General features: G+C 41.4%; 17 protein-coding genes and 2 pseudogenes. 11 read left to right on the forward strand and 8 right to left on the reverse strand.

The features are described from left to right. Nucleotides 1-81: 81 nt before the first annotated feature. A pseudogene (locus tag ACP69Y_RS15335) lies at nt 82-384 on the forward strand (HNH endonuclease); the annotation flags it as partial. Here the strand turns inward: ACP69Y_RS15335 and ACP69Y_RS15340 are convergent. Beyond that, a pseudogene (locus ACP69Y_RS15340) lies at nt 382-527 on the reverse strand (IS5/IS1182 family transposase); the annotation flags it as partial. The pseudogenes ACP69Y_RS15335 and ACP69Y_RS15340 sit on opposite strands and share 3 nt — an antisense overlap. A 213-nt stretch (nt 528-740) precedes the next feature. Here ACP69Y_RS15340 and ACP69Y_RS15345 point away from each other — a divergent pair. Next, entirely contained in the window at nt 741-1,964 is a 1,224-nt protein-coding gene (locus ACP69Y_RS15345) for a CaiB/BaiF CoA transferase family protein (RefSeq protein WP_425919330.1), read from the forward strand. Between the two features lie 38 nt (nt 1,965-2,002). Here ACP69Y_RS15345 and ACP69Y_RS15350 read toward each other — a convergent pair whose 3' ends face one another. The 3 genes from ACP69Y_RS15350 to ACP69Y_RS15360 all read right to left on the reverse strand — a co-directional run bounded on the left by ACP69Y_RS15350 (nt 2,003) and on the right by ACP69Y_RS15360 (nt 4,205). After that, nucleotides 2,003-2,701 (reverse strand): nitroreductase, encoded by a 699-nt coding sequence (locus tag ACP69Y_RS15350; protein ID WP_425919331.1) that lies wholly within the window; start codon nt 2,699-2,701, stop codon nt 2,003-2,005. Nucleotides 2,702-2,796: 95 nt separating this feature from the next. Next, on the reverse strand, nt 2,797-3,294 hold the full coding sequence (locus ACP69Y_RS15355; protein WP_425919332.1) for a MarR family winged helix-turn-helix transcriptional regulator: 498 nt from the start codon (nt 3,292-3,294) through the stop codon (nt 2,797-2,799). Between the two features lie 140 nt (nt 3,295-3,434). Further along, nucleotides 3,435-4,205 (reverse strand): enoyl-CoA hydratase/isomerase family protein, encoded by a 771-nt coding sequence (locus ACP69Y_RS15360; protein ID WP_425919333.1) that lies wholly within the window; start codon nt 4,203-4,205, stop codon nt 3,435-3,437. 312 nt (nt 4,206-4,517) lie between these two features. Between ACP69Y_RS15360 and ACP69Y_RS15365 the strand changes: the two genes are divergently transcribed. From ACP69Y_RS15365 to ACP69Y_RS15375, 3 genes are read left to right on the forward strand one after another with little or no spacing between them, the layout of a single operon-like run. Beyond that, a complete protein-coding gene (locus ACP69Y_RS15365) occupies nt 4,518-5,828 on the forward strand; it encodes an MFS transporter (protein WP_425919334.1) in 1,311 nt (436 codons plus the stop codon). Nucleotides 5,829-5,872: 44 nt separating this feature from the next. Beyond that, the gene (locus tag ACP69Y_RS15370; protein ID WP_425919335.1) at nt 5,873-6,622 is read left to right on the forward strand and encodes an electron transfer flavoprotein subunit beta/FixA family protein; all 750 of its coding nucleotides are present in this window, start codon (nt 5,873-5,875) and stop codon (nt 6,620-6,622) included. 17 nt (nt 6,623-6,639) lie between these two features. After that, nucleotides 6,640-7,572: an FAD-binding protein gene (locus tag ACP69Y_RS15375; protein ID WP_425919336.1), complete on the forward strand. Its 933-nt coding sequence runs from the start codon at nt 6,640-6,642 to the stop codon at nt 7,570-7,572. A gap of 211 nt (nt 7,573-7,783) precedes the next feature. Here the strand turns inward: ACP69Y_RS15375 and ACP69Y_RS15380 are convergent, their stop codons facing one another. The 4 genes from ACP69Y_RS15380 to ACP69Y_RS15395 form a co-directional block, all read right to left on the reverse strand. Further along, nucleotides 7,784-8,638, reverse strand: a complete 855-nt coding sequence (locus ACP69Y_RS15380; protein ID WP_425919337.1) for an IclR family transcriptional regulator — start codon at nt 8,636-8,638, stop codon at nt 7,784-7,786. 140 nt (nt 8,639-8,778) lie between these two features. Beyond that, nucleotides 8,779-9,987 carry a 3-oxoadipyl-CoA thiolase gene (locus tag ACP69Y_RS15385; protein WP_425919338.1) on the reverse strand — a complete coding sequence of 403 codons (1,209 nt, stop codon included), beginning with the start codon at nt 9,985-9,987 and terminating at the stop codon, nt 8,779-8,781. 42 nt (nt 9,988-10,029) lie between these two features. Continuing rightward, on the reverse strand, nt 10,030-11,550 hold the full coding sequence (locus ACP69Y_RS15390; protein WP_425919339.1) for a 3-hydroxyacyl-CoA dehydrogenase: 1,521 nt from the start codon (nt 11,548-11,550) through the stop codon (nt 10,030-10,032). A gap of 54 nt (nt 11,551-11,604) precedes the next feature. Further along, nucleotides 11,605-12,384 (reverse strand): enoyl-CoA hydratase, encoded by a 780-nt coding sequence (locus ACP69Y_RS15395; protein ID WP_425919340.1) that lies wholly within the window; start codon nt 12,382-12,384, stop codon nt 11,605-11,607. Nucleotides 12,385-12,638: 254 nt separating this feature from the next. Between ACP69Y_RS15395 and ACP69Y_RS15400 the strand changes: the two genes are divergently transcribed. The 6 genes from ACP69Y_RS15400 to aliA all read left to right on the forward strand — a co-directional run bounded on the left by ACP69Y_RS15400 (nt 12,639) and on the right by aliA (nt 20,105). Beyond that, a complete protein-coding gene (locus ACP69Y_RS15400) occupies nt 12,639-13,793 on the forward strand; it encodes an acyl-CoA dehydrogenase family protein (RefSeq protein WP_425919342.1) in 1,155 nt (384 codons plus the stop codon). A 26-nt stretch (nt 13,794-13,819) separates the two neighbouring features. Further along, nucleotides 13,820-15,040: an acyl-CoA dehydrogenase gene (locus ACP69Y_RS15405; RefSeq protein ID WP_425919343.1), complete on the forward strand. Its 1,221-nt coding sequence runs from the start codon at nt 13,820-13,822 to the stop codon at nt 15,038-15,040. A gap of 473 nt (nt 15,041-15,513) precedes the next feature. After that, on the forward strand, nt 15,514-16,281 hold the full coding sequence (gene badH / locus ACP69Y_RS15410; RefSeq protein WP_425919344.1) for a 2-hydroxycyclohexanecarboxyl-CoA dehydrogenase: 768 nt from the start codon (nt 15,514-15,516) through the stop codon (nt 16,279-16,281). 75 nt (nt 16,282-16,356) lie between these two features. Next, the gene (gene badI / locus ACP69Y_RS15415; protein WP_425919346.1) at nt 16,357-17,139 is read left to right on the forward strand and encodes a 2-ketocyclohexanecarboxyl-CoA hydrolase; all 783 of its coding nucleotides are present in this window, start codon (nt 16,357-16,359) and stop codon (nt 17,137-17,139) included. A gap of 11 nt (nt 17,140-17,150) precedes the next feature. Continuing rightward, nucleotides 17,151-18,308 (forward strand): cyclohexanecarboxyl-CoA dehydrogenase, encoded by a 1,158-nt coding sequence (aliB, locus tag ACP69Y_RS15420; protein WP_425919347.1) that lies wholly within the window; start codon nt 17,151-17,153, stop codon nt 18,306-18,308. A 147-nt stretch (nt 18,309-18,455) separates the two neighbouring features. Then, nucleotides 18,456-20,105, forward strand: coding sequence for a cyclohexanecarboxylate-CoA ligase (gene aliA, locus ACP69Y_RS15425; RefSeq protein WP_425919348.1), 1,650 nt, complete (start codon nt 18,456-18,458; stop codon nt 20,103-20,105). Nucleotides 20,106-20,164: the final 59 nt, after the last annotated feature.

A 20,164-nucleotide genomic window follows, 5' to 3' on the forward strand; every position in this document is an offset into this window, starting at 1 on the left:
ATGTGAAGTACCTCTTATAATTATCCATAGAAGGATAAATTAAAACTAAGTACTTACACAAAATTTAGAACAGTCCCTCGTAACACGGTCAAATCACGAAACCAACAAGGTTATTGTGATGATCATGCGAACAACCGAAGCAACTGGAATAAAAGACAGGATCGTACCGGTTCAACTACTGAACGTGGATATGGACATGCATGGCGTAAGTTGCGTGAACGTATATTGAAGCGTGATAACTATCTATGTGTTAGGTGTGCAGCCACAGGTCGAACAGCAGCGGCTACAGATGTCGATCACATCAAAGCTAAGGCACACGGCGGTACAGATGAACCAGACAATCTACAAGCGCTGTGTTCGCCGTGCCATAAAGAGAAGACAGCACCCAGTTCGAATCCGATAAAGAATAGCCTCAATAAAATATCCCTTGCGGAGTATTACTCCTCATGTTTGAGGTAAATACCAAAATTATGGACAATAGATTTCAGCTTTAACCAGTGTTGATCAGTCAGCATTGTACGAGGCATAGCGAGAAGTAAGTTTGGTTTGGCGATTGAATTTTACTTTCTCGTTATTTTTTTGAACAGAAAACGTCAACACACCCTAATGTTTCTTCATAATTTTACTGATTATGCCAGTTAAATTTTTTCAAATAATTTTATAATTCTAATGACGAATTAGGGATTAAGTACCTAATGAATGGAAGTCTAAAAATTTAACTAGAAAAATTGAGGAAACTTATGGGTGCTTTAACAGGATTTAAAGTTCTTGACTTAAGTCGAATTTTGGCAGGACCGTGGTGTAGTCAAATACTGGCAGATTTAGGTGCAGAGGTTATTAAAGTCGAGAAGCCGTTTCAGGGAGATGATACTCGCCTTTGGGGACCTCCTTTTTTAAAAAATGATCATGGTGAGGAGACTGGTGAGTCTGCTTATTATTTATCTACAAATCGAGGAAAGTATTCTGTAGCCATTGACATGGCTACAGAAGAAGGCCAGATGCTTATTAAAAAAATGGTCTTAGACTGTGATGTTCTTATTGAAAATTATAAAACTGGTTCGTTGAAAAAATATGGCTTAGATTATGAAAGCCTGAGTCAATTAAATCCTAAGTTAGTTTATTGCTCGATCACTGGCTTTGGGCAAACAGGACCACGGGCTGCTGAGCCTGGATATGACTTTATTATACAAGGCATGGGTGGAATGATGAGTGTCACTGGTGAGCGTGATGATTTACCTGGGGGGGGACCACAGAAGGCTGGGCTGGCATTTTCCGATTTAACTACTGGCTTATATTCTGCAATTGCCATTCAGGCAGCATTACTTTCACGAGTAAGCACCGGTGAAGGCCAGCATATTGATATGGCTCTCCTTGATACTCAAGTTGCTTCTCTTTCGGTATTGGCAATGAATTATTTAACATCAGAAAAAATACCAGGACGTCTAGGAAATGCGCATGCCAATATTGTGCCATATCAAGTGTTTAAAGCGAAGGAAGGTGAATTTATTATCGCTTGCGGTAATGACCAGCAGTTTAAGATGTTATGTGAAAGTATTGGTTGGCCAGAACTTTCTCAAAATTCAAAATTTGCAAAAAACAAGGGCCGTGTAACACATCGTGAAGAAATTACTGAGCTGTTGCAACAGCATTTTATGACTCAACCTGCAAAATACTGGGTCGAGCGAATTCATGCAGTTCAGGTTCCTGTAGGTATGATTAATGATTTACAACAAACATTAGAAGAAGAGCAGGTTATATCGCGTGAAATGCTAGTAAGTATGGAGCATCCATTACGTTCAGATTATATCTCTATTGGTTCACCAATTAAATTGTCTAAAACTCCAGTACAATACCTTAAAGCTCCTCCTTATTTAGGGGAGGATACTGACAAAATTTTAAACCGGTTTATTTCTGAAGATGAGCTGAAGGTTTTAAAGGATAAAAACATCATTCAGCAAGGCTAAAATAAAAGGCACGTTCTGTGCCTTTTAATTCTTTGGCTTTAATCATAGAAAATAGCAAACTCTTCGACAGTAACACGTGGTGTATGTAATTGATTAACCACTTGAGTTTGGTCTGCATAACCCAGTGCAATAGCGCAAACTAATTCTTCATTTTCAGGAATACCAAGCACCTTGGCAACAGTTTGATGAAATGGGTTCCACGCTGCTTGTGGACAGCTATCAATTTCACGTGCCTTGGCCGCTATCATGACATTTTGGATCATCATCGCAATATCCATTTTTGAGCCAGTTTCTAAGGTTTTGCTTAAGGTAAAAAATATTCCTACGGGTGCATCAAATAACTGATAATTACGTAAATGCTGCTGCTGCATTTTCTGCTGTTCACCCTTTTTAATATTCAGCAAACCGTAGAGTCCCCACCCATTTTCACGGCGGCGTTCAATAAATGGCGACGTCCATTTTTCAGGATAATATTTAAAAGTTTCTTGATGAAGAAGTGCAATTTCTGGCTTCTCAAAAATCTGAATTTGCGCTGCACAGACCTGCTCAATCAGTTCATCACGTTTTTTCCCTGTCACCACATAAACTTTCCAAGGTTGAATATTGTTGCCTGATGGTGCACGGCAGGCGACGTTTAAAATATCTTTGATAGTCTGTGTATCAAGTGGGGTATTTTTAAAAGCACGTACAGAATGCCTTGAGGTAATAGCTTGATCAACCAATGTATGTTGCTGCATTCGAAACTCCTTTTAATATTGATATTGTGATCTTATTTAAATTCCCAAATTTTCTCAGTTCAGAACATTATTGATAGCTAGAAATAGAAATCGTACTAATTCGTGTCATCATTAGGTTGAGCAATTTGTATCTGTTTGAGAGCAGTATTTAACTTGTTGAGTAAGTGAATTAAACTAGCTAAATCATCAAATGCAAATCCAGACATTGCTTGACGGTAGAACTGAAAGAATTGATCTTGTAAGTCGAGCCAACTTTGTTGTCCTGGGGGGGTGAGAGCTACATTTTTAGCCCGCTTATCTTGATGAGAGGTGATACGCTGTACACTACCTTCACGCTCTAAACGTTTTAAGACATTGTCTAAGCTTTGCCGACTAATACCTAAATATTCTGTTAAGTCAGAAAATGACATACCTGCTTTGGTTAAGTGTGGTCGTGATAGGGCACCAAGTACTGCCCAATGTACTGGTGAAATACCTAGTTCATTTAAACATTGGCGATCAAGACTATTGCCTACCTGAAATAACCGAAAAAAAAGCCGATTATGAATCATATATAAAGATTGATCGTAAATTTCTGTATTTGAGCCTGGCATAATTATGGATCACATTTTGATATGAAAATTCTGCAAATAGTATATCGACTGTAGTAATAAAATGAACAAGCCAAAATTGATTTCGCTTAGCAAACCCTGATTTGCTGTACTTGGTCATTAATATAGTGTTCTGTTTCAACTTAGCACTGGGTGAAATTAGCTCTTCGTTTTTCTAAGAAAGACTTTATACCCTCAGTAGCATCTGCTGTTTGACTAGATTGCACAAATAATTCTGCTTCTAAAGCCAAACCCGCCTGAATATCCAGTTCAGATGCTGCCTGAACAGCTTTCATTGCATGTTGAATCGCGGCTGGGAATTGCAACCCGAATTCATCCAAATATTGACGACCGGTTTGAATGGGGTCACTCAAGTCTAGAATGCGGTTAATCAATCCAATATGAAGAGCTTCTTCTGCCGTAATAATTTTTCCACTGATAATTAACTCCAGTGCTTTGGTCTGCCCGACTAGGCGAGGCAAGCGCTGTGTACCCCCATATCCGGGAATCAGTCCAAGCTTAATTTCAGGTAATCCCAGGCGTGCACTTGGGCTGCAAATTCGAAAGGTACATGCCATGGCCAATTCTAAACCCCCGCCTAAAACCGCGCCATTGATACAGGCAAGTGTAGGAAATTTTAATTGATTAATTTGCTCAAATAAGCTTTGGCCGATTTGGATGGTATTTAAATGCGCGGCAGGGGTTTTATTCTGCAGTTCTGTAATATCGGCACCTGCGCAAAATGCTTTATGACCATCACCTGTAAAAATTGCAGCGCGTAAGTTGAGGGGAGCAATTTCTGCGATGAATTCTTGCAGTTTGGCAATCATTTCTGCATTCAGCGCATTTCTTGCTGCTGGACGCTTTAAGGTAATGATCGCGATATTGTCTTGATATTTTAATTCTGCACTCATGCGCCAGTTCCTTGGTTTGATGTATTTAAAAGAATAAATTTTATTTAATTTATGTCAATATATATATTTAATATTTAAATAAATTAGTATAAATAATTGAATTTATTTTATTTTAATAAAAATATATGTAAATATATTGACATAAATTTACACCTAAATTAATCTGTCAATGGATAGTGAAAAGCAGAAAAAAGTGCAAGGAATTTTGAATTTAGCGCATCGAATAATGAGTGATATCGCGATTTACAATAAGGAAAAGCGATTTTAAAATTCGTAGATTCAGAACAATTAAAACGATCAAGGAGTTGATGTATGCAGCATGTGGATATGCAAAAAACGGTATCAGAAGCAAAGTTTAACCGTTTCCATGCGAAGGTGTTGATCTGGTGTTTAGTGATTATCATTTTAGATGGGTATGATATTGCGGTTTCTGGCGCAGCCTTACCTTCAATTATGGAACAAATGGGAGTAAGTGCTTCAACTGCTGGATTTATGATGAGTTCTGCACTATTTGGAATGATGTTTGGTGCAATGTTTTTTGGCGGTTTGGCCGATAAAATTGGTCGTCGCTTAACCATTGTAATATGTGTTTTTTTATTTAGTGTCTTTACTGCGGTCGCGGGGTTAGCTGAAGACCCTGTGACTTTTAGTATTATCCGTTTTATTGCAGGTTTGGGGATTGGCGGGGTAATGCCGAATGTCGTTGCCCAAATGACGGAGTATTCACCTAAAAAAATACGGACCGTGATGACGTCATTAATGTTTTCAGGTTATGCGGTAGGTGGTATTTTAGCAGCAGTTTTAGGTAAGCAGTTTATTGCAGAGTTTGGTTGGCAAGTTGTTTTTTATGCTGCCGCCATTCCAGTCGTTTTAATCCCCTTTATCTGGAAGTCAATGCCAGAGTCACTCAGCTATTTAACTAAAAAGAATAAAGAAAGCGAATTGAGAAGTCTGGTAGCGCAGATTGCACCTCATCTTCAAATCAATAGTGACACAAAATTTGTAAATGAAACCAATATAAACAGTGCTAAGCCCTCTATTGGACTGTTATTTAGTGATGGACGTGCCTTTAGTACGCTGATGTTCTGGGTCGCATTTTTCACCTGTTTATTCATGGTGTATGCCTTAAGTACCTGGTTAACCAAATTGATGGCAATGTCCGGTTACTCTCTTGGCTCAGCCCTTACTTTTGTTATCGCTTTGAATGTGGGTGCAATTATTGGAGCGATAGGTGGGGGGTGGTTGGCAGACCGTTTCCACATTAAATGGGTTTTGGTCATCATGTATAGCTTAGGGAGCGTTTTCCTGTATTTAATGACGTTGCCAATGTCAATAAATATGCTGTATTTCACCATTGCTATGGTAGGGGCATGTACAACAGGTGCACAAATTGTTGCTTATTCTTATTGTGGGCAATTTTATCCAAGTATTATTCGTTCCACAGGAATTGGTATGGCCTCTGGAGTGGGACGCTTGGGAGCAATCGGAGCACCATTATTAATTGGTTTGATTGTGTCGTTAAATTTACCCATTCAACAAAATTTCATGGTGATTGCTTTGGCCGGCTTAATTGGTGCAGTTGCCTTGTCACTGATTAATCATCAACGTTCAAGCTCACCTTAAGTCAGAAATAGATATTTGGTTGCAGGGTAAAATGAAGGAAATATATGAAAACACTTGTTGCTGTAAAACGTGTGGTTGATGCCAACGTTAAAGTTCGCGTTAAACCGGACAATAGTGGGGTAGACCTGACTAACGTTAAAATGTCGATCAACCCATTCTGTGAAATCGCAGTGGAAGAAGCGGTTCGTTTAAAAGAAAAAGGAACAGTTTCAGAAATCGTTGTGGTTTCTATCGGTCCTAAAGAAGCACAGGAACAAATCCGTTCTGCCATGGCGCTGGGTGCGGATCGCGGTATCCTGGTAGAAACTGCTGATGAGATTGGTGCACTTGAAGTGGCTAAAATCCTGAAAGGCATTGTAGAACAAGAAAAACCAGAACTGATCCTTCTCGGTAAACAGGCCATTGATGACGACTCGAATCAGGTCGGTCAGATGCTGGGTGCTTTACTGGGTGCCGGTCAAGGTACATTTGCTTCTGTCGTGAATGTTGCTGGCGATAAAGTTCAAGTTACGCGTGAAGTGGACGGTGGTTTACAAACGGTTGAACTGAACCTGCCTGCCATTATCACCACGGATTTGCGTTTGAACGAGCCACGTTATGCGGCCCTTCCAAACATCATGAAAGCGCGTAAAAAACCGCTTGATGTGAAGTCTCCTGCGGATTATGGCGTTTCAGCGACGACTAAACTTAAAACAGTGAAAGTTGAGCCACCAGCAGAGCGTAAAGCTGGCGTACAAGTGAAATCTGTTGACGAGCTTGTTGAAAAACTTAAAAACGAAGCGAAAGTGATCTAATACAGAAGGATAATATCATGAGTATTTTAGTTATCGCTGAGCACGACAATAAAGCACTAAACGGTGCAACTTTAAACGTTGTTGCTGCAGCTCAAAAAATCGGTGGTGATATCACTGTATTGGTTGCGGGTTCTGGCGCTCAGGCCGTTGCTGACCAGGCGGCTCAAGTTGCGGGTGTAAGCAAGGTATTACTTGCTGACAACGCGGCTTATGCAAACCAGTTGGCTGAAAACGTAGCGAAACTTGTTGCCGAGTTAGGTAAAGGTTATTCACATATCCTGGCTGCCTCTACCTCAAATGGTAAAAACGTACTGCCACGCGCGGCTGCACTTTTAGACGTCAGCATGATCACGGATATCATTGCTGTTGAAAGCCCAACGACTTTCAAACGTCCAATCTATGCCGGTAACGCCATTGCAACGGTTGAATCTTCGGAATCTGTTGTGGTTGCCACGGTTCGTGGTACTGCATTTGATCCTGTTGCGACCACAGGCGGTTCTGCAGCAGTTGAAGCGGTCAGCGACGTTCAGGATGCTGGCATCTCTACGTTTATTTCTGAAGAGATTGTTAAATCTGAACGTCCAGAATTAACCGCTGCCCGTATTGTGGTGTCGGGTGGTCGTGGTGTGGGTTCAGGTGAAAACTATCACAAAATCCTTGATCCGTTGGCGGACAAGCTCGGTGCTGCTCAAGGTGCTTCACGTGCTGCAGTGGACGCAGGCTTCGTTCCTAACGACATGCAAGTGGGTCAAACGGGTAAAATCGTTGCGCCTGACCTGTACATTGCTGTCGGTATTTCCGGTGCGATCCAGCATTTGGCAGGGATGAAAGATTCTAAAGTGATCGTTGCGATCAACAAGGATGAAGAAGCACCAATCAACGCAGTAGCGGATTACTGGTTAGTGGGTGATTTGAATACAGTTGTTCCAGAGTTAGCATCTCAACTATAGAAACAAAGCCTTTGTTTAAGGTAAGCAGGCTGATTAACTGGGAGCCAGTCAGAGAAATTTCTGACTGGTTTTTTATTACTGATTTTATTTGTGAATTATATCTGCGGTACATAGAGCAAATTTGCATGGAAAAGGGATTTAAAGAAACCGTTGCTATTAAAATCAGCCAATGATTAGGGAGATGTAAACATTGGCTTTCGTTCGCTTCAGCTTATAAAGCGTTTAAGACTTCTTGAATGTTTTGCACCATATAAATTAAACGCGGTCCAATTTCATTTTCCAACTTTTCTTGGTCAACTAAATAACTTGGTGCGCCGCAGTTAAAGACTAATAAACCATGCATGGGGTGAATCATTGGAACTGCGACAGAGTTTACTTCTTTGTGCCATTCGCTCAGTGATAGGCAATAACCATAATTTTGATAATCATGAAAAGAGCGTTCCAAGGCGCGCTTCACCGTTGGCCATTCTTCTTTATGACGTTTCGCTAACGCTTCCATAATAAAACTGCGCTCATTTTCAGGCATCGCTGCCAAACAAGCACGCCCCATTGCTGTGTTGTGTAAAGGAATTGTAGAACCAATCGGGCGACGCATGGTTAAATTAGATTCAGCTTGTACCACATCTAAATACAACATGTTTAAGCGGTCACGGGTTGCCATTGCGACAGGTGCCTGCGCATATTTAGCCATTTCTTCCATATAAGGGCGTGCATGAATACGTGCTGAAATATTAGATAGAGAAGCATAGCCCAATGCCAGTACACCAGTATCCAGCGTATACTTTGTTGAATTGGGTAATTGTTTTAAATAACCTAAAGATACTAAAGTATTGGTAATACGTGCAATGGTTGGTTTCGGTAAGCCAGTGAGCTGAGATAACTCCTGATTGCCTAGAATTTGTGTTGATGCGGTAAAGCAGCGCAGGATTTCTAATCCACGCGCCAATGAAGCAATAAATTGCGGATTATTTTCACGATGAATGTGTGAAATAGGATCAAGCCGAATTTCATCTAAGTTTATTTTTTTTTCTACTTGCTCTGGAGCATTGTCATCTTGATGATACATAGTGTTCCAATGGGTAATAAATCAATTTGTGCTTATCATAGCAATAAATTTCGCTATACAAAACTTTTGAACATTTTATTCATCGGTATTTGTATAGCGTTCAAGTTTTTTAACTCTGGTTTGATTGGATCATAATGAATTTAAGTAAGCTGAGCATTTTCAATTACCATCGCCAAGCCTTGTCCAACACCAATGCAAAGACTGATGACAGCATACTTTTTCTGTCTGCGTTGTAATTCACGCGCAACGGTGAGCGAAAGGCGCGCACCTGAACAACCCAATGGATGACCAATGGCAATTGCACCGCCATTTGGATTGACCCGAGGGTCATCAAACGCAATATTTAAACCTTTTAGGCAGGATAGAACTTGAGGAGCGAATGCTTCATTAATTTCAATAATATCCATTTCATCTAAAGTTAGATTAGCGCGTTTGAGTGCTTTGTTAATGGCTTCAATTGGCCCCGCACCCATAATACGCGGCTCGATTCCAGAAGATGCTGAAGCTAATATTTTAGCGAGAGGGCGAATACCATATTTTTCTTGAATGGTTTCACTACCAATCAGCAAAGCCGCAGCGCCATCATTCACGCCTGATGCATTGCCAGCCGTAACGACACCACCTTCAAATAGTGGCTTCAATTTTTGTAATGCTTCAAATTTTGAAGCTGGGCGAGGATGCTCATCTTCATCAATAATTTTTGGTGGTGCTTTACGTCCCTGAGGAACTTCGACAGCTAAAATTTCATCTTTAAAGAAGCCTTCTTGTTTGGCTTGTTCATATTTGGCTTGTGAGGATGCCGCAAAGCGATCGGACTCTTCTCGGCTAATGCCAAAAGTTTCAGCCACATTGTCACCTGTCTCAGGCATTGAATCATTACCATATAGTTGAATTAAAGCCGAGTTCGGAAAGCGGGTGCCGATGGTGGTATCAAAAATCTTGGCATCTCGGCTATAAGCAGATTCAGCTTTGGCTAAAACAAAAGGGGCACGTGACATGCTTTCTACACCACCTGCAATATATAGATTGCCTTCACCACAGTGAATGGCGCGAGCGGCATCAATTACCGCTGCTAAGCCACTGGCACATAAACGGTTGACTGTTTGGCCAGCAACCGTGACTGGAAGTCCCGCAACTAAAAGTGCATTGCGTGCAACATTACGACAATCTTCACCTGCCTGATTGGTGTTGCCTAAAATCACTTCTTCAATATCTGCTGCATCAATGCCAGTTTTATGCACCAAGGACTTAAGTACATGCGCAACCAAATTATCAGGGCGAATACTGGCTAGAGCTCCTGCATGGCGGCCAATCGGTGTGCGTAAACCATCGTAAATATAAGCGTTCATCGGGTTCTTTCCTGGAAGTTGTTTGAAATATGGATTGTGTTTTTATGCGTGATGCATAAGTGATAAATTCAGCTTGCAACGTCGCTGTAGCCAAGGGCTAGGGCGGTAACGTGGGTCATGGCTAATGGTTGATATTCTTTCAAGAATGAGCAATATCTTTTCTCGACCGATTAAATCACCCCATTCGATTGGGCCATGCGGATAGCCCAGTCCTAGTTTGACGGCTTCATTGATATCCTCCACGTTGGCTATCTGTTGCTGCGCCATATCGCAAGCCAAATTGACAATCATCGCGAGAACGCGTTGCGTGATAAACCCGAGGCTTTCTTCAATTACAAATATTTTACATTCTGCTTGGGTGAATATATGTAGCGCAGCTTCAATCAGTTTTTGCTTTGTGACAAGGCTTGGCATTAAGGTCCGGCTTTGCTCAAAATTTCCAAGCATATCAATACAAATCACTTGTTCAGGATTTACCCCTAAACGTAGGGCGCTGTGAGTTGCATCTTCTCCATAACTGGCGATAATAATCAGATCAGTGGCTGTTGGTTTTTCTTCATGATTAATCTGAATATGCTGTTGGTTTAGATAGTGTGATAAGCGTTCGAAATCATCTTTAAAATCAGTGTATAACCATACTTTCTTAATTTCATTACGCTTGGCCACATAGCGCGGTTTAATTGTGAATTCTTGTTTTTTTTGATCTAGATAACGATAAAATCCTTCCCCAGTTTTACGGCCTAATTTTTTGCCTGTCAGCATTTGCTGCGTCAGTACATTGGGGCAGTAACGTGGTTCCTGATAATACTGGTTGTAAATAGACTCCATTACAGGGTGGGATACATCTAAGCCAGTTAAATCCAGTAATTCAAAAGGCCCCATTTTGAAGCCCAGTGATGTTTTAAGAATTTCATCAATTTCAGAAATAGAGGCCGTATTTTCACTTAAAATTTTCAGTGCCTCTGTACCGTAGGCTCGGCCAGCATGATTAATGATAAACCCCGGGGTATCTTTGGTGTGGACAGGTCGATGCCCCATCTTTTGAGCGAGGTCTGCTAATTTTTCTAGAATTTCAGGATGGGTATGCAGTCCTTGAATGACCTCAATCACTTTCATTAAGGGAACGGGATTGAAAAAATGATACCCAGCAACCCGTTCAGGGTACTGACATTCAGAGGCAATCGCGGTAATAGAAAGGGAAGATGTATTTGAAGCCAGAATGGTCTGTGGGTCGACAATTGCTTCAAGCTTTTTCATTAAAGCCTGTTTAACTGCTAATTTTTCAACGATTGCCTCAATGATTAAATCACATTGCTGAAGTTGTTCAATATTTTCAACAATATGTAAATACATTAAAGCTTCATCAAGTTGAGCTTTAGAGATTTTATTTTTTTGGAGCAACTTGTTTAAAGTGTCTTGAAGCTTTAATTGCGCTTTTAGCGCTGCGCCTTGCTGTGCATCATAGAGATAAACATGGTGCTGGGACTGTATCGCAATTTGCACAATTCCAGTTCCCATGATTCCGGCACCAATAATGCCGATATTTTCGATGTCCCTATTCATATGGTGATCCTAATGCTTGTCAATCCAATGTGAGTCTGCTTGATAAAGGCCTAATTACTTGCCTTGATAAATGGGTTTGCGTTTTTCTAAAAAGGCTGACATGCCTTCTTTTTGATCCTGTGTATCAAAAAGAAGCTGGAAAGATTTACGTTCAAGGGCTAGGCCTGCACTTAAAGGCATATCTTCACTGAGCAATACCACTTCTTTTATTTGTTCTAGCGCGATGGGTGGCAGTCGGGCAATTTGCTGCGCCATTTTATATGCGGCATTTAAGGTTTCACTATCTTCAGTAACTTGTGAAACAAGACCGATATGGTGTGCTTCTTCTGCTGAAATCAGACAACCCGTCATAATCATGCGCATGGCATGAAATTTTCCGACAGCACGAACGAGGCGCTGTGTACCGCCCGCACCGGGCATGACACCAACTTTAATTTCAGGTTGGCCAAATTGAGCACTTTTACCTGCAATGATGATGTCGGCATGCATAGCCAGTTCACAGCCACCGCCTAAGGCAAAACCGTTTACTGCGGCAATAATCGGTTTTGGACAATTGGCAATGGTTTGCCAATAGCGTTCAGCTCGGCGTAAATACACGTCCATAGCGCTGGCTTCCGCCAGTTCTTTTAAGTCTGCCCCAGCAGCAAAAACGTCATCACCACCTGTAATGACAATGACATGAATCTCAGCATTATCCGCTTGTAACGCAACTGCTTCGGAAAGCATTTTTCGCACTTGAGTATTGAGGGCATTTTTGGCTTCAGGACGATTGATTTTAATAATGGCAACTGCGGGAATAGCATAGTCAACACTGACAATTGAATTTTGATTCATTTTAATAAAATTCCGTATAGCAAAATTTAATTCTACGGTTAATTTAGAGTAGTTTTGTGCGGTATTCAATCTAAAATCCAAATATGAATACAATTTAGATGTTTTTAAGAAATTTATGAAGAAAAATTTGTATGAATTGCTAGGTTTCTATTGTCAGGATGAGATTAAATTGATAACGTATTTCGCATAATGAAATAAAATTTAATATTGAAAAATATTTAAGGAAATCTAACCCTCAAATGGAGTAGGAAAAAATGATTCGTGACGAACAGATGTTAGAACAATTGTTATCAACGTTACGTGATTTTGTTCAAAATGAGTTAAGACCTTTAGAGCATGAGGTGGATGAAACGGATGCTATTCCAGAACATATTGTGCAACAAATGCGGGAAATGGGATTGTTTGGCTTAACCATTCCTGAGGAGTTTGGTGGTCTAGGTATTACCATGGAGGAAGAGGTTCAAGTGGCTTTTGAACTTGGGCATACATCAGCTGCATTTCGTTCTTTAATTGGCACCAATAACGGGATTGGTTCAAGTGGTATTATTATCGATGGCACGGATGAGCAAAAGCAGAAGTATCTTCCGCGTTATGCCAGCGGTGAAATTATTGGTTCATTTTGCTTAACTGAACCAGATTCAGGGTCCGATGCTGCAGCCTTAAAAACCTCAGCGGTTAAAGAGGGTGACTATTATATTTTAAATGGCACCAAACGCTTTATTACCAATGCTCCGCGAGCGCAGACTTTTACGGTTATGGCGCGAACCAATCCTGAAATTAAAGGTGCTTCAGGCATCTCTGCTTTCCTGGTTGAAGCTGGAACAGAGGGTTTGTCACTTGGAAAAATTGATAAAAAAATGGGGCAGAAAGGTTCATATACCTGTGATGTCATCTTTGATAATTGCCGAGTGCATAAAGATCAATTGATTGGTGGTGTTGAGGGTGTCGGGTTCAAAACTGCTATGAAAGTTTTGGACAAGGGCCGTTTGCATATTGCCGCTTATAGTACAGGCATGGCGGAACGCATGCTGGACGATGCTTTAAATTATGCGATTGAACGTAAGCAATTTGGCCAGCCGATTGCAAAATTTCAGTTGATTCAAGGCATGCTGGCCGACTCTAAAACTGAAATTTATGCAGCGAAATGTATGGTGTTAGATGCCGCACGACGTCGTGATTTAGGTGAAAATATCAGTACCGAAGCTTCGTGTTCAAAAATGTTTGCCACGGAAATGTGCGGCCGTGTTGCAGACCGCTGTTTGCAAATTCATGGCGGTGCAGGCTATATGAGTGAATATTCGATAGAGCGCTTTTACCGTGATGTACGTCTTTTCCGTTTGTATGAAGGCACAACGCAAATTCAGCAAATTATTATTGCACGTGACATGATTAAAGCTGCAACTGCTTGAGTTGTCAAATAATTAATATTTTGGAAATGAATAAAGATAAGGATACCTCGATGAAACCAGCAAAATTTAATTGGCAAGATCCATTTTTAATCGAGCAGCAATTGACTGAAGAAGAACGCATGATTCGCGATTCTGCCCATGCCTATTGCCAGGACAAATTGTTGCCGCGTGTACTGGAACAGTTCCGTCATGAACAAACCGATGCTTCAATTTTTCGTGAGATGGGCGAGCTGGGTCTGCTTGGCCCCACCATTCCGGAACAGTATGGCGGTGCAGGGCTGAACTATGTTAGCTATGGTCTGGTGGCACGTGAAATTGAATATGTTGATTCGGGCTACCGTTCCATGGCCAGTGTACAAAGCTCGCTGGTGATGGTGCCAATCAATGAATTTGGTACTGAAGAACAGAAACAGAAATACTTGCCAAAACTGGCAACAGGTGAATATATCGGCTGCTTTGGCTTGACTGAACCGGATCATGGTTCCGATCCGGGCAGCATGATTACCCGTGCCAAAAAGGTAGACGGCGGTTATCGCATATCCGGCGCAAAAATGTGGATTACCAATAGCCCGATTGCCGATGTATTTGTAGTGTGGGCCAAAGAGGTTTCCAAAGAGGGCAATGTCGGCGAGATCCGCGGCTTTATTATGGAAAAAGGGTGGGAAGGGCTTTCTGCTCCAGCGATTCACGGTAAGGTCGGCTTGCGTGCCTCGATTACCGGTGAAATCGTGATGGATAATGTCTTTGTACCTGAAGAAAATGCATTTCCAGAAGTTCGCGGTTTACGTGGTCCATTTACCTGTCTCAACAGCGCCCGTTATGGGATTGCCTGGGGCGCAATGGGGGCTGCAGAATTTTGCTGGCATACCGCACACCAATACACCATGGACCGTAAACAGTTTGGCCGTCCACTGGCTGCGAATCAGCTGATTCAAAAGAAACTGGCTGACATGCAAACTGAAATTGCCTTGGGTTTACAGGTTGCCCTGCGTTTTGGCCGGATGAAAGATGAAGGCATTGCATCAGTTGAAGGAACTTCACTGATCAAGCGTAATAACTGCGGCAAGGCGCTGGATATCGCACGACTGGCGCGTGACATGCTTGGCGGAAACGGCATTAGTGACGAATTTGGCGTAGCGCGTCATCTGGTCAATCTGGAAGTGGTGAATACCTATGAAGGTACTCACGATGTACATGCCTTGATTTTAGGTCGTGCACAAACTGGAATCGCTGCATTTTGTAATTAATGCAGAATAGAAAAAATATAAAAACATTTTTATTGTTGTTTCATGAAGGCAATATGCCGGTTTGACTCAACTTTTATTATCCAAGGTATTACATAAACATGTAATGCCTTTTTTATTTTTTCTTTCATTATTGGGCTACATGTTTGTTGGTAATAAAATTTCGTACTGCAAAATATATAACAAAAATAAGCCGTATTTCTTTATATCTATTTAAGCTTTAAAGCCAATTTGAAATGAAGTTTTAGCTCATCATTATTAATCCATTAATATATGTAACTAAATATTACAATTATGATGGATTTATTTTATATAAATTTATAATTAACAATGGTTTAAGTTTTTATTTTAGGTTTTATTTATATTTCGTATGGTGAAATATTATATTTGATAATTGAAATTATTTTTCTTTTTGTCTATGTTGGAAATATGAATAAAGAATCATTATTTTGAATAACACTAAAAAGGATATCAGCATGAAAGGGCTCAAGGATCAGGTAATTATTGTCACTGGCGGTGCGGGTGGCATTGGTGGTGCGACTTGTAAACGCTTAGCCCAAGAGGGTGCCAAGGTTGCAGTATTTGATATGAATTTGGAAGCTGCGCAGCGCGTTGTGGACGAGATTAAAAATGCTGGCGGCACAGCACTTGCAGTGCAATGTGATATCACCAATAAAGAAGTTGTAGATCAGTCGATTGTTATTGCTGAAGCTGAACTTGGTGCAATTGATGGTTTGGTAAATAACGCAGGTTGGGACATTTTTAAACCATTTATTAAATCTACACCAGATGAATGGGAAAAACTGATTCAGATTAATTTGGTGGGCATGCTGAATATGCATCATGCCGTGCTCAAAGGCATGGTAGAGCGCAATAAGGGACGCATTGTCAATATTGCCTCTGATGCTGCGCGTGTAGGTTCATCCGGTGAAGCTGTATATGCTGCATGTAAAGGTGGCTTGCTTGCTTTTTCTAAAACCTTAGCCCGTGAACATTCTCGTAATAACATTACCGTAAATGTTATTTGCCCAGGCCCAACAGACACGGCTTTATTGGCTGGTGTGACTGAAGGTGCTTCAAATCCAGAAAAACTTCGTGAGGCTTTCACTCGCGCTATTCCGTTAGGCCGTTTAGGTCAGCCTGATGATCTTGCATCATCTATCGCCTTTTTCTTAAGTGATGATGCAAGCTTTATTACCGGTCAGGTATTGAGTGTATCTGGCGGTTTAACCATGAATGGTTAAGGCCTATACGCCTTTAGCAGGAATGAAAAATAAAATCGAACTGTAAATTGCAGTTTTCAAGGAAAGGAAAAGACAATGAATTTTGAAGATATTTTATACGAAGTAAAAAATGGCGTTGCTTGGATTACGATTAACCGTCCTGAAAAAATGAATGCTTTCCGTGGTCAAACCTGCGATGAAATTATCCGCGCACTTAATAAGGCTGGTTATGACCGTGACGTGGGGGCAATTGTCCTCACAGGTGCGGGTGAAAAAGCATTCTGTACGGGTGGAGATCAATCCGCACACAATGGCAATTATGATGGTCGTGGCACAATTGGCTTACCGATGGAAGAAATGCATACGGCAATTCGTGATGTACCTAAACCGGTGATTGCACGGGTACAAGGTTATGCGATTGGTGGTGGTAATGTATTGGCAACCATTTGCGATTTAACTATTTGTTCCGAGAAAGCGATTTTTGGTCAAGTTGGCCCGAAAATGGGATCAGTGGATCCTGGCTATGGTACAGCTTTCCTTGCTCGAGTAGTGGGTGAGAAAAAAGCGCGTGAAATCTGGTATATGTGTCGTCGTTATTCAGGTCAGGAAGCTGTTGAAATTGGCTTAGCCAACAAGTGTGTTCCAGCAGAGCAATTGGATGCCGAAGTACAAGCTTGGGGGGAAGAACTGTGTGAACGTAGTCCAACCGCGCTAGCAATTGCAAAACGCAGTTTCAATATGGACACAGCGCATCAGGCAGGCATTGCAGGCATGGGAATGTATGCCTTGAAACTATATTACGACACTGAAGAATCACGTGAAGGTGTGAATGCACTGAAAGAAAAACGTAAACCAGAATTCCGTAAGTTCTTTAAGTAAGGAGTAGTCACATGAGTAAAAATCCTTACATTACCGAAGATTTAGAATTTTTAGCAGAAACTGCTGAAAAATTTGCACAAAAATTTATTGCACCGGGTTTTTTAGAGCGCGATCAAAGTCGAGTCTTTGATCGTGACCTGGTTAAGAAAATGGGTGAAATGGGTTTTATTGCGCCGGAACTTCCTGAACAGTACGGCGGTCAGGGGATGGGACGTCTAGCTGCAGGTATTATCCACGAGGCAGTGGCCAAAGCAGATTTAAGCTTTTCCTATATCAATCTGCTTGCTTCCTTAAATGGCCAGATTCTGGCTGAACATGGGCAACCTGAAGTGGCGGAGCCTTGGCTGAAAAAACTCACCGCAGGTGAAGCTATCTTTTCGATTGCCCTGACCGAGCCGCGTGGTGGTTCAGATGCAGCCAATTTACGTTTGAAAATTGAACGCGATGGTGATGAGTATGTTTTAAATGGCGAAAAAACCTCTATTTCCGCTGCCGATCAAGCCGATGCTTCTGTGGTTTTTGGCCGTACCGGTTCAATTGAGGATGGCGCACATGGTGTGACGGCACTCTTGGTTCCTATGGATTTACCCGGAATTAGCACCACGCGTTTTGATTGTCATGGTCAACGCGCCATTGGTCGTGGCTCAATCTTCTTTGATAATGTGCGTGTACCACTCAATCACCGTCTGGGCGAAGAAAATAAGGGCTTTGTCCAAGTCATGCAAGGTTTTGACTTTTCACGTGCTTTGATTGGTTTACAGGTTTTAGCGGTAGCTCGTGTCAGTTTGGATGAAGCCTGGGAATATGCGGCACAACGTGAAGCGTTTGGCCAGCCCCTCACGGCTTTCCAAGGGGTGTCACATCCATTGGCCGAGTATGAAACTCAGGTAGAAGCGGCACGTTTACTCTGCTTGCAAACCTTATGGCTAAAAGATCATGACTTACCGCACACTTCAGAAGCTGGGATGTGTAAGTGGTGGGGACCGAAACTGGCTTATGACGTGATTCATCAATGTTTGCTCACCTTTGGTCATGCCGGTTATGACCGTGGTGTGATGGAACAACGTATGCGTGATGTACTGGGCTTCCAGATTGGGGATGGTACAGCACAAATCATGAAAACTATTATTGCGCGTAAAAAAGCAGGACGCAAAGCGGTACCGGCCTAAGATGAACGCATCGTAATCATTATTTTAGATTGTTCAAATAGAGATTTGAGCAATCTGGAGAATTTGGATCTGCAATTTGATGGCTGACGTCTGTTGTGTGATTTAACAAAGAGAAAAATTGGATAATTATAAAATTGGAGTTATGGAATGGATTTCGATGCGGTTCTTTTACCCCCACGTCGGGAAGAAATGTTGCAACAAGGCTATTGGTTAAATAAAACCATCCTTCAGTCATTGAATGAAGCGGTACAGCAATATCCTGATAAAGTAGCATTGGTCAGTTATAAAACTGAAGATCAATCTGAAAAAAGCTTTACCTATCGGGAAATGCTGCATACTGCCAATAAGATTTCTTTGGGACTGAAGCGTTTAGGTGTTCAAAAGCAAGATATTGTCTCTTGCCAGTTACCCAACTGGTGGGAGTTCACTTTATTGTATATCGCTTGTCGTCGTATAGGCGCAATCCTTAATCCGCTGATGCCAATTTTTAGAGAGCGCGAACTTTCATTTATGTTGAAACATACTGAAAGTAAAGTGTTCATTGTACCTAAAGTCTTTCGTAAGTTTGATCATGAAAAACTGGCCTATCAACTACAAAAAAATATTGAAAGCCTAGAGCACGTCGTAGTAGTGGGTGGAGAGGGTGAGAATAGTTTTGAAAAATTATTACTCAATCACGGTCTGGATAATGACCCGCAAATCTTAAATACCTTAAATGATGTCACGATTACGGCTGACGATATTGCTCAACTGGTGTTTACTTCAGGTACTACAGGTGAACCCAAAGGTGTAATGCATTCAGCGAATACCTTATTTTCCAATATTGTACCGTATGCCAAGCGTTTACATTTGAGCAAAGACGATGTGATTTTTATGGGTTCGCCAATGGCACATCAAACAGGCTTTATGTACGGCTTAATTATGCCGGTCTTGTTAAAAGCTAAAGCCGTGTTACAGGATGTTTGGGATGTAAATACTGCCATTGATTTGATTCATAAGCATCAAGTTACCTTTACCATGGCCTCTACCCCATTTTTAAATGATTTATCTGAAGCGGTATTAGATACTCATCAATCGTTAGATAGCTTGAAGTTATTCCTATGTGCGGGTGCGCCAATTCCAAGCACGCTGGTTCAAAAAGCACGTCAAAACATGGGCGTTAAAGTCATTTCAGCTTGGGGAATGACGGAGTGTGGGGCTGTAACAACGACTCGCCCTGAAGATGATGATGAGCGTTCATTTAATACGGACGGAATTCCACTTCCTGGTGTTGAAGTTAAAATTGTGGATGATCACGGTGAGGTATTACCACCGCATCAATCGGGCACACTGATGATTCGTAGTTGTTCGAATTTTGGCGGGTATTTGAAACGCCCACATTTGAATGAAACCAATGAAGATGATTGGTTCGATACGGGTGATATTGCCTACCAGGACGAGCAGGGCTATATCCGTATTGCGGGTCGTAAAAAAGATGTGATTATTCGGGGCGGTGAAAATATTCCAGTTGCCGAAGTTGAATCATTAATTTATTTACATCCAGATATTGCCACAGTCGCTTTAGTGCCTTATCCAGATGAAAGAATGGGCGAAAAAGCCTGTGCAATTGTGAAGCTAAAAGAAGGTGCTCACCAAATTGTATTAAAGGATCTAATCGATTTCTTGAAAGTGCATAATCTGGCCAATCAATATTTGCCAGAGCGTTTGGAAGTCTGGGACGACATTCCAATGACACCTTCAGGCAAGATTCAAAAATTTAAACTTCGTGACTTGTTGCAGCAAAGTGCAAAAGTATAAAAAGCGTTAGATTTAAGAATGAATGAAAAACTTTCTTTGATAAATATCGCTGCTGATAT

The sequence above is a fragment of the Acinetobacter sp. TSRC1-2 genome (assembly GCF_049895885.1).
Taxonomy (GTDB): domain Bacteria; phylum Pseudomonadota; class Gammaproteobacteria; order Pseudomonadales; family Moraxellaceae; genus Acinetobacter.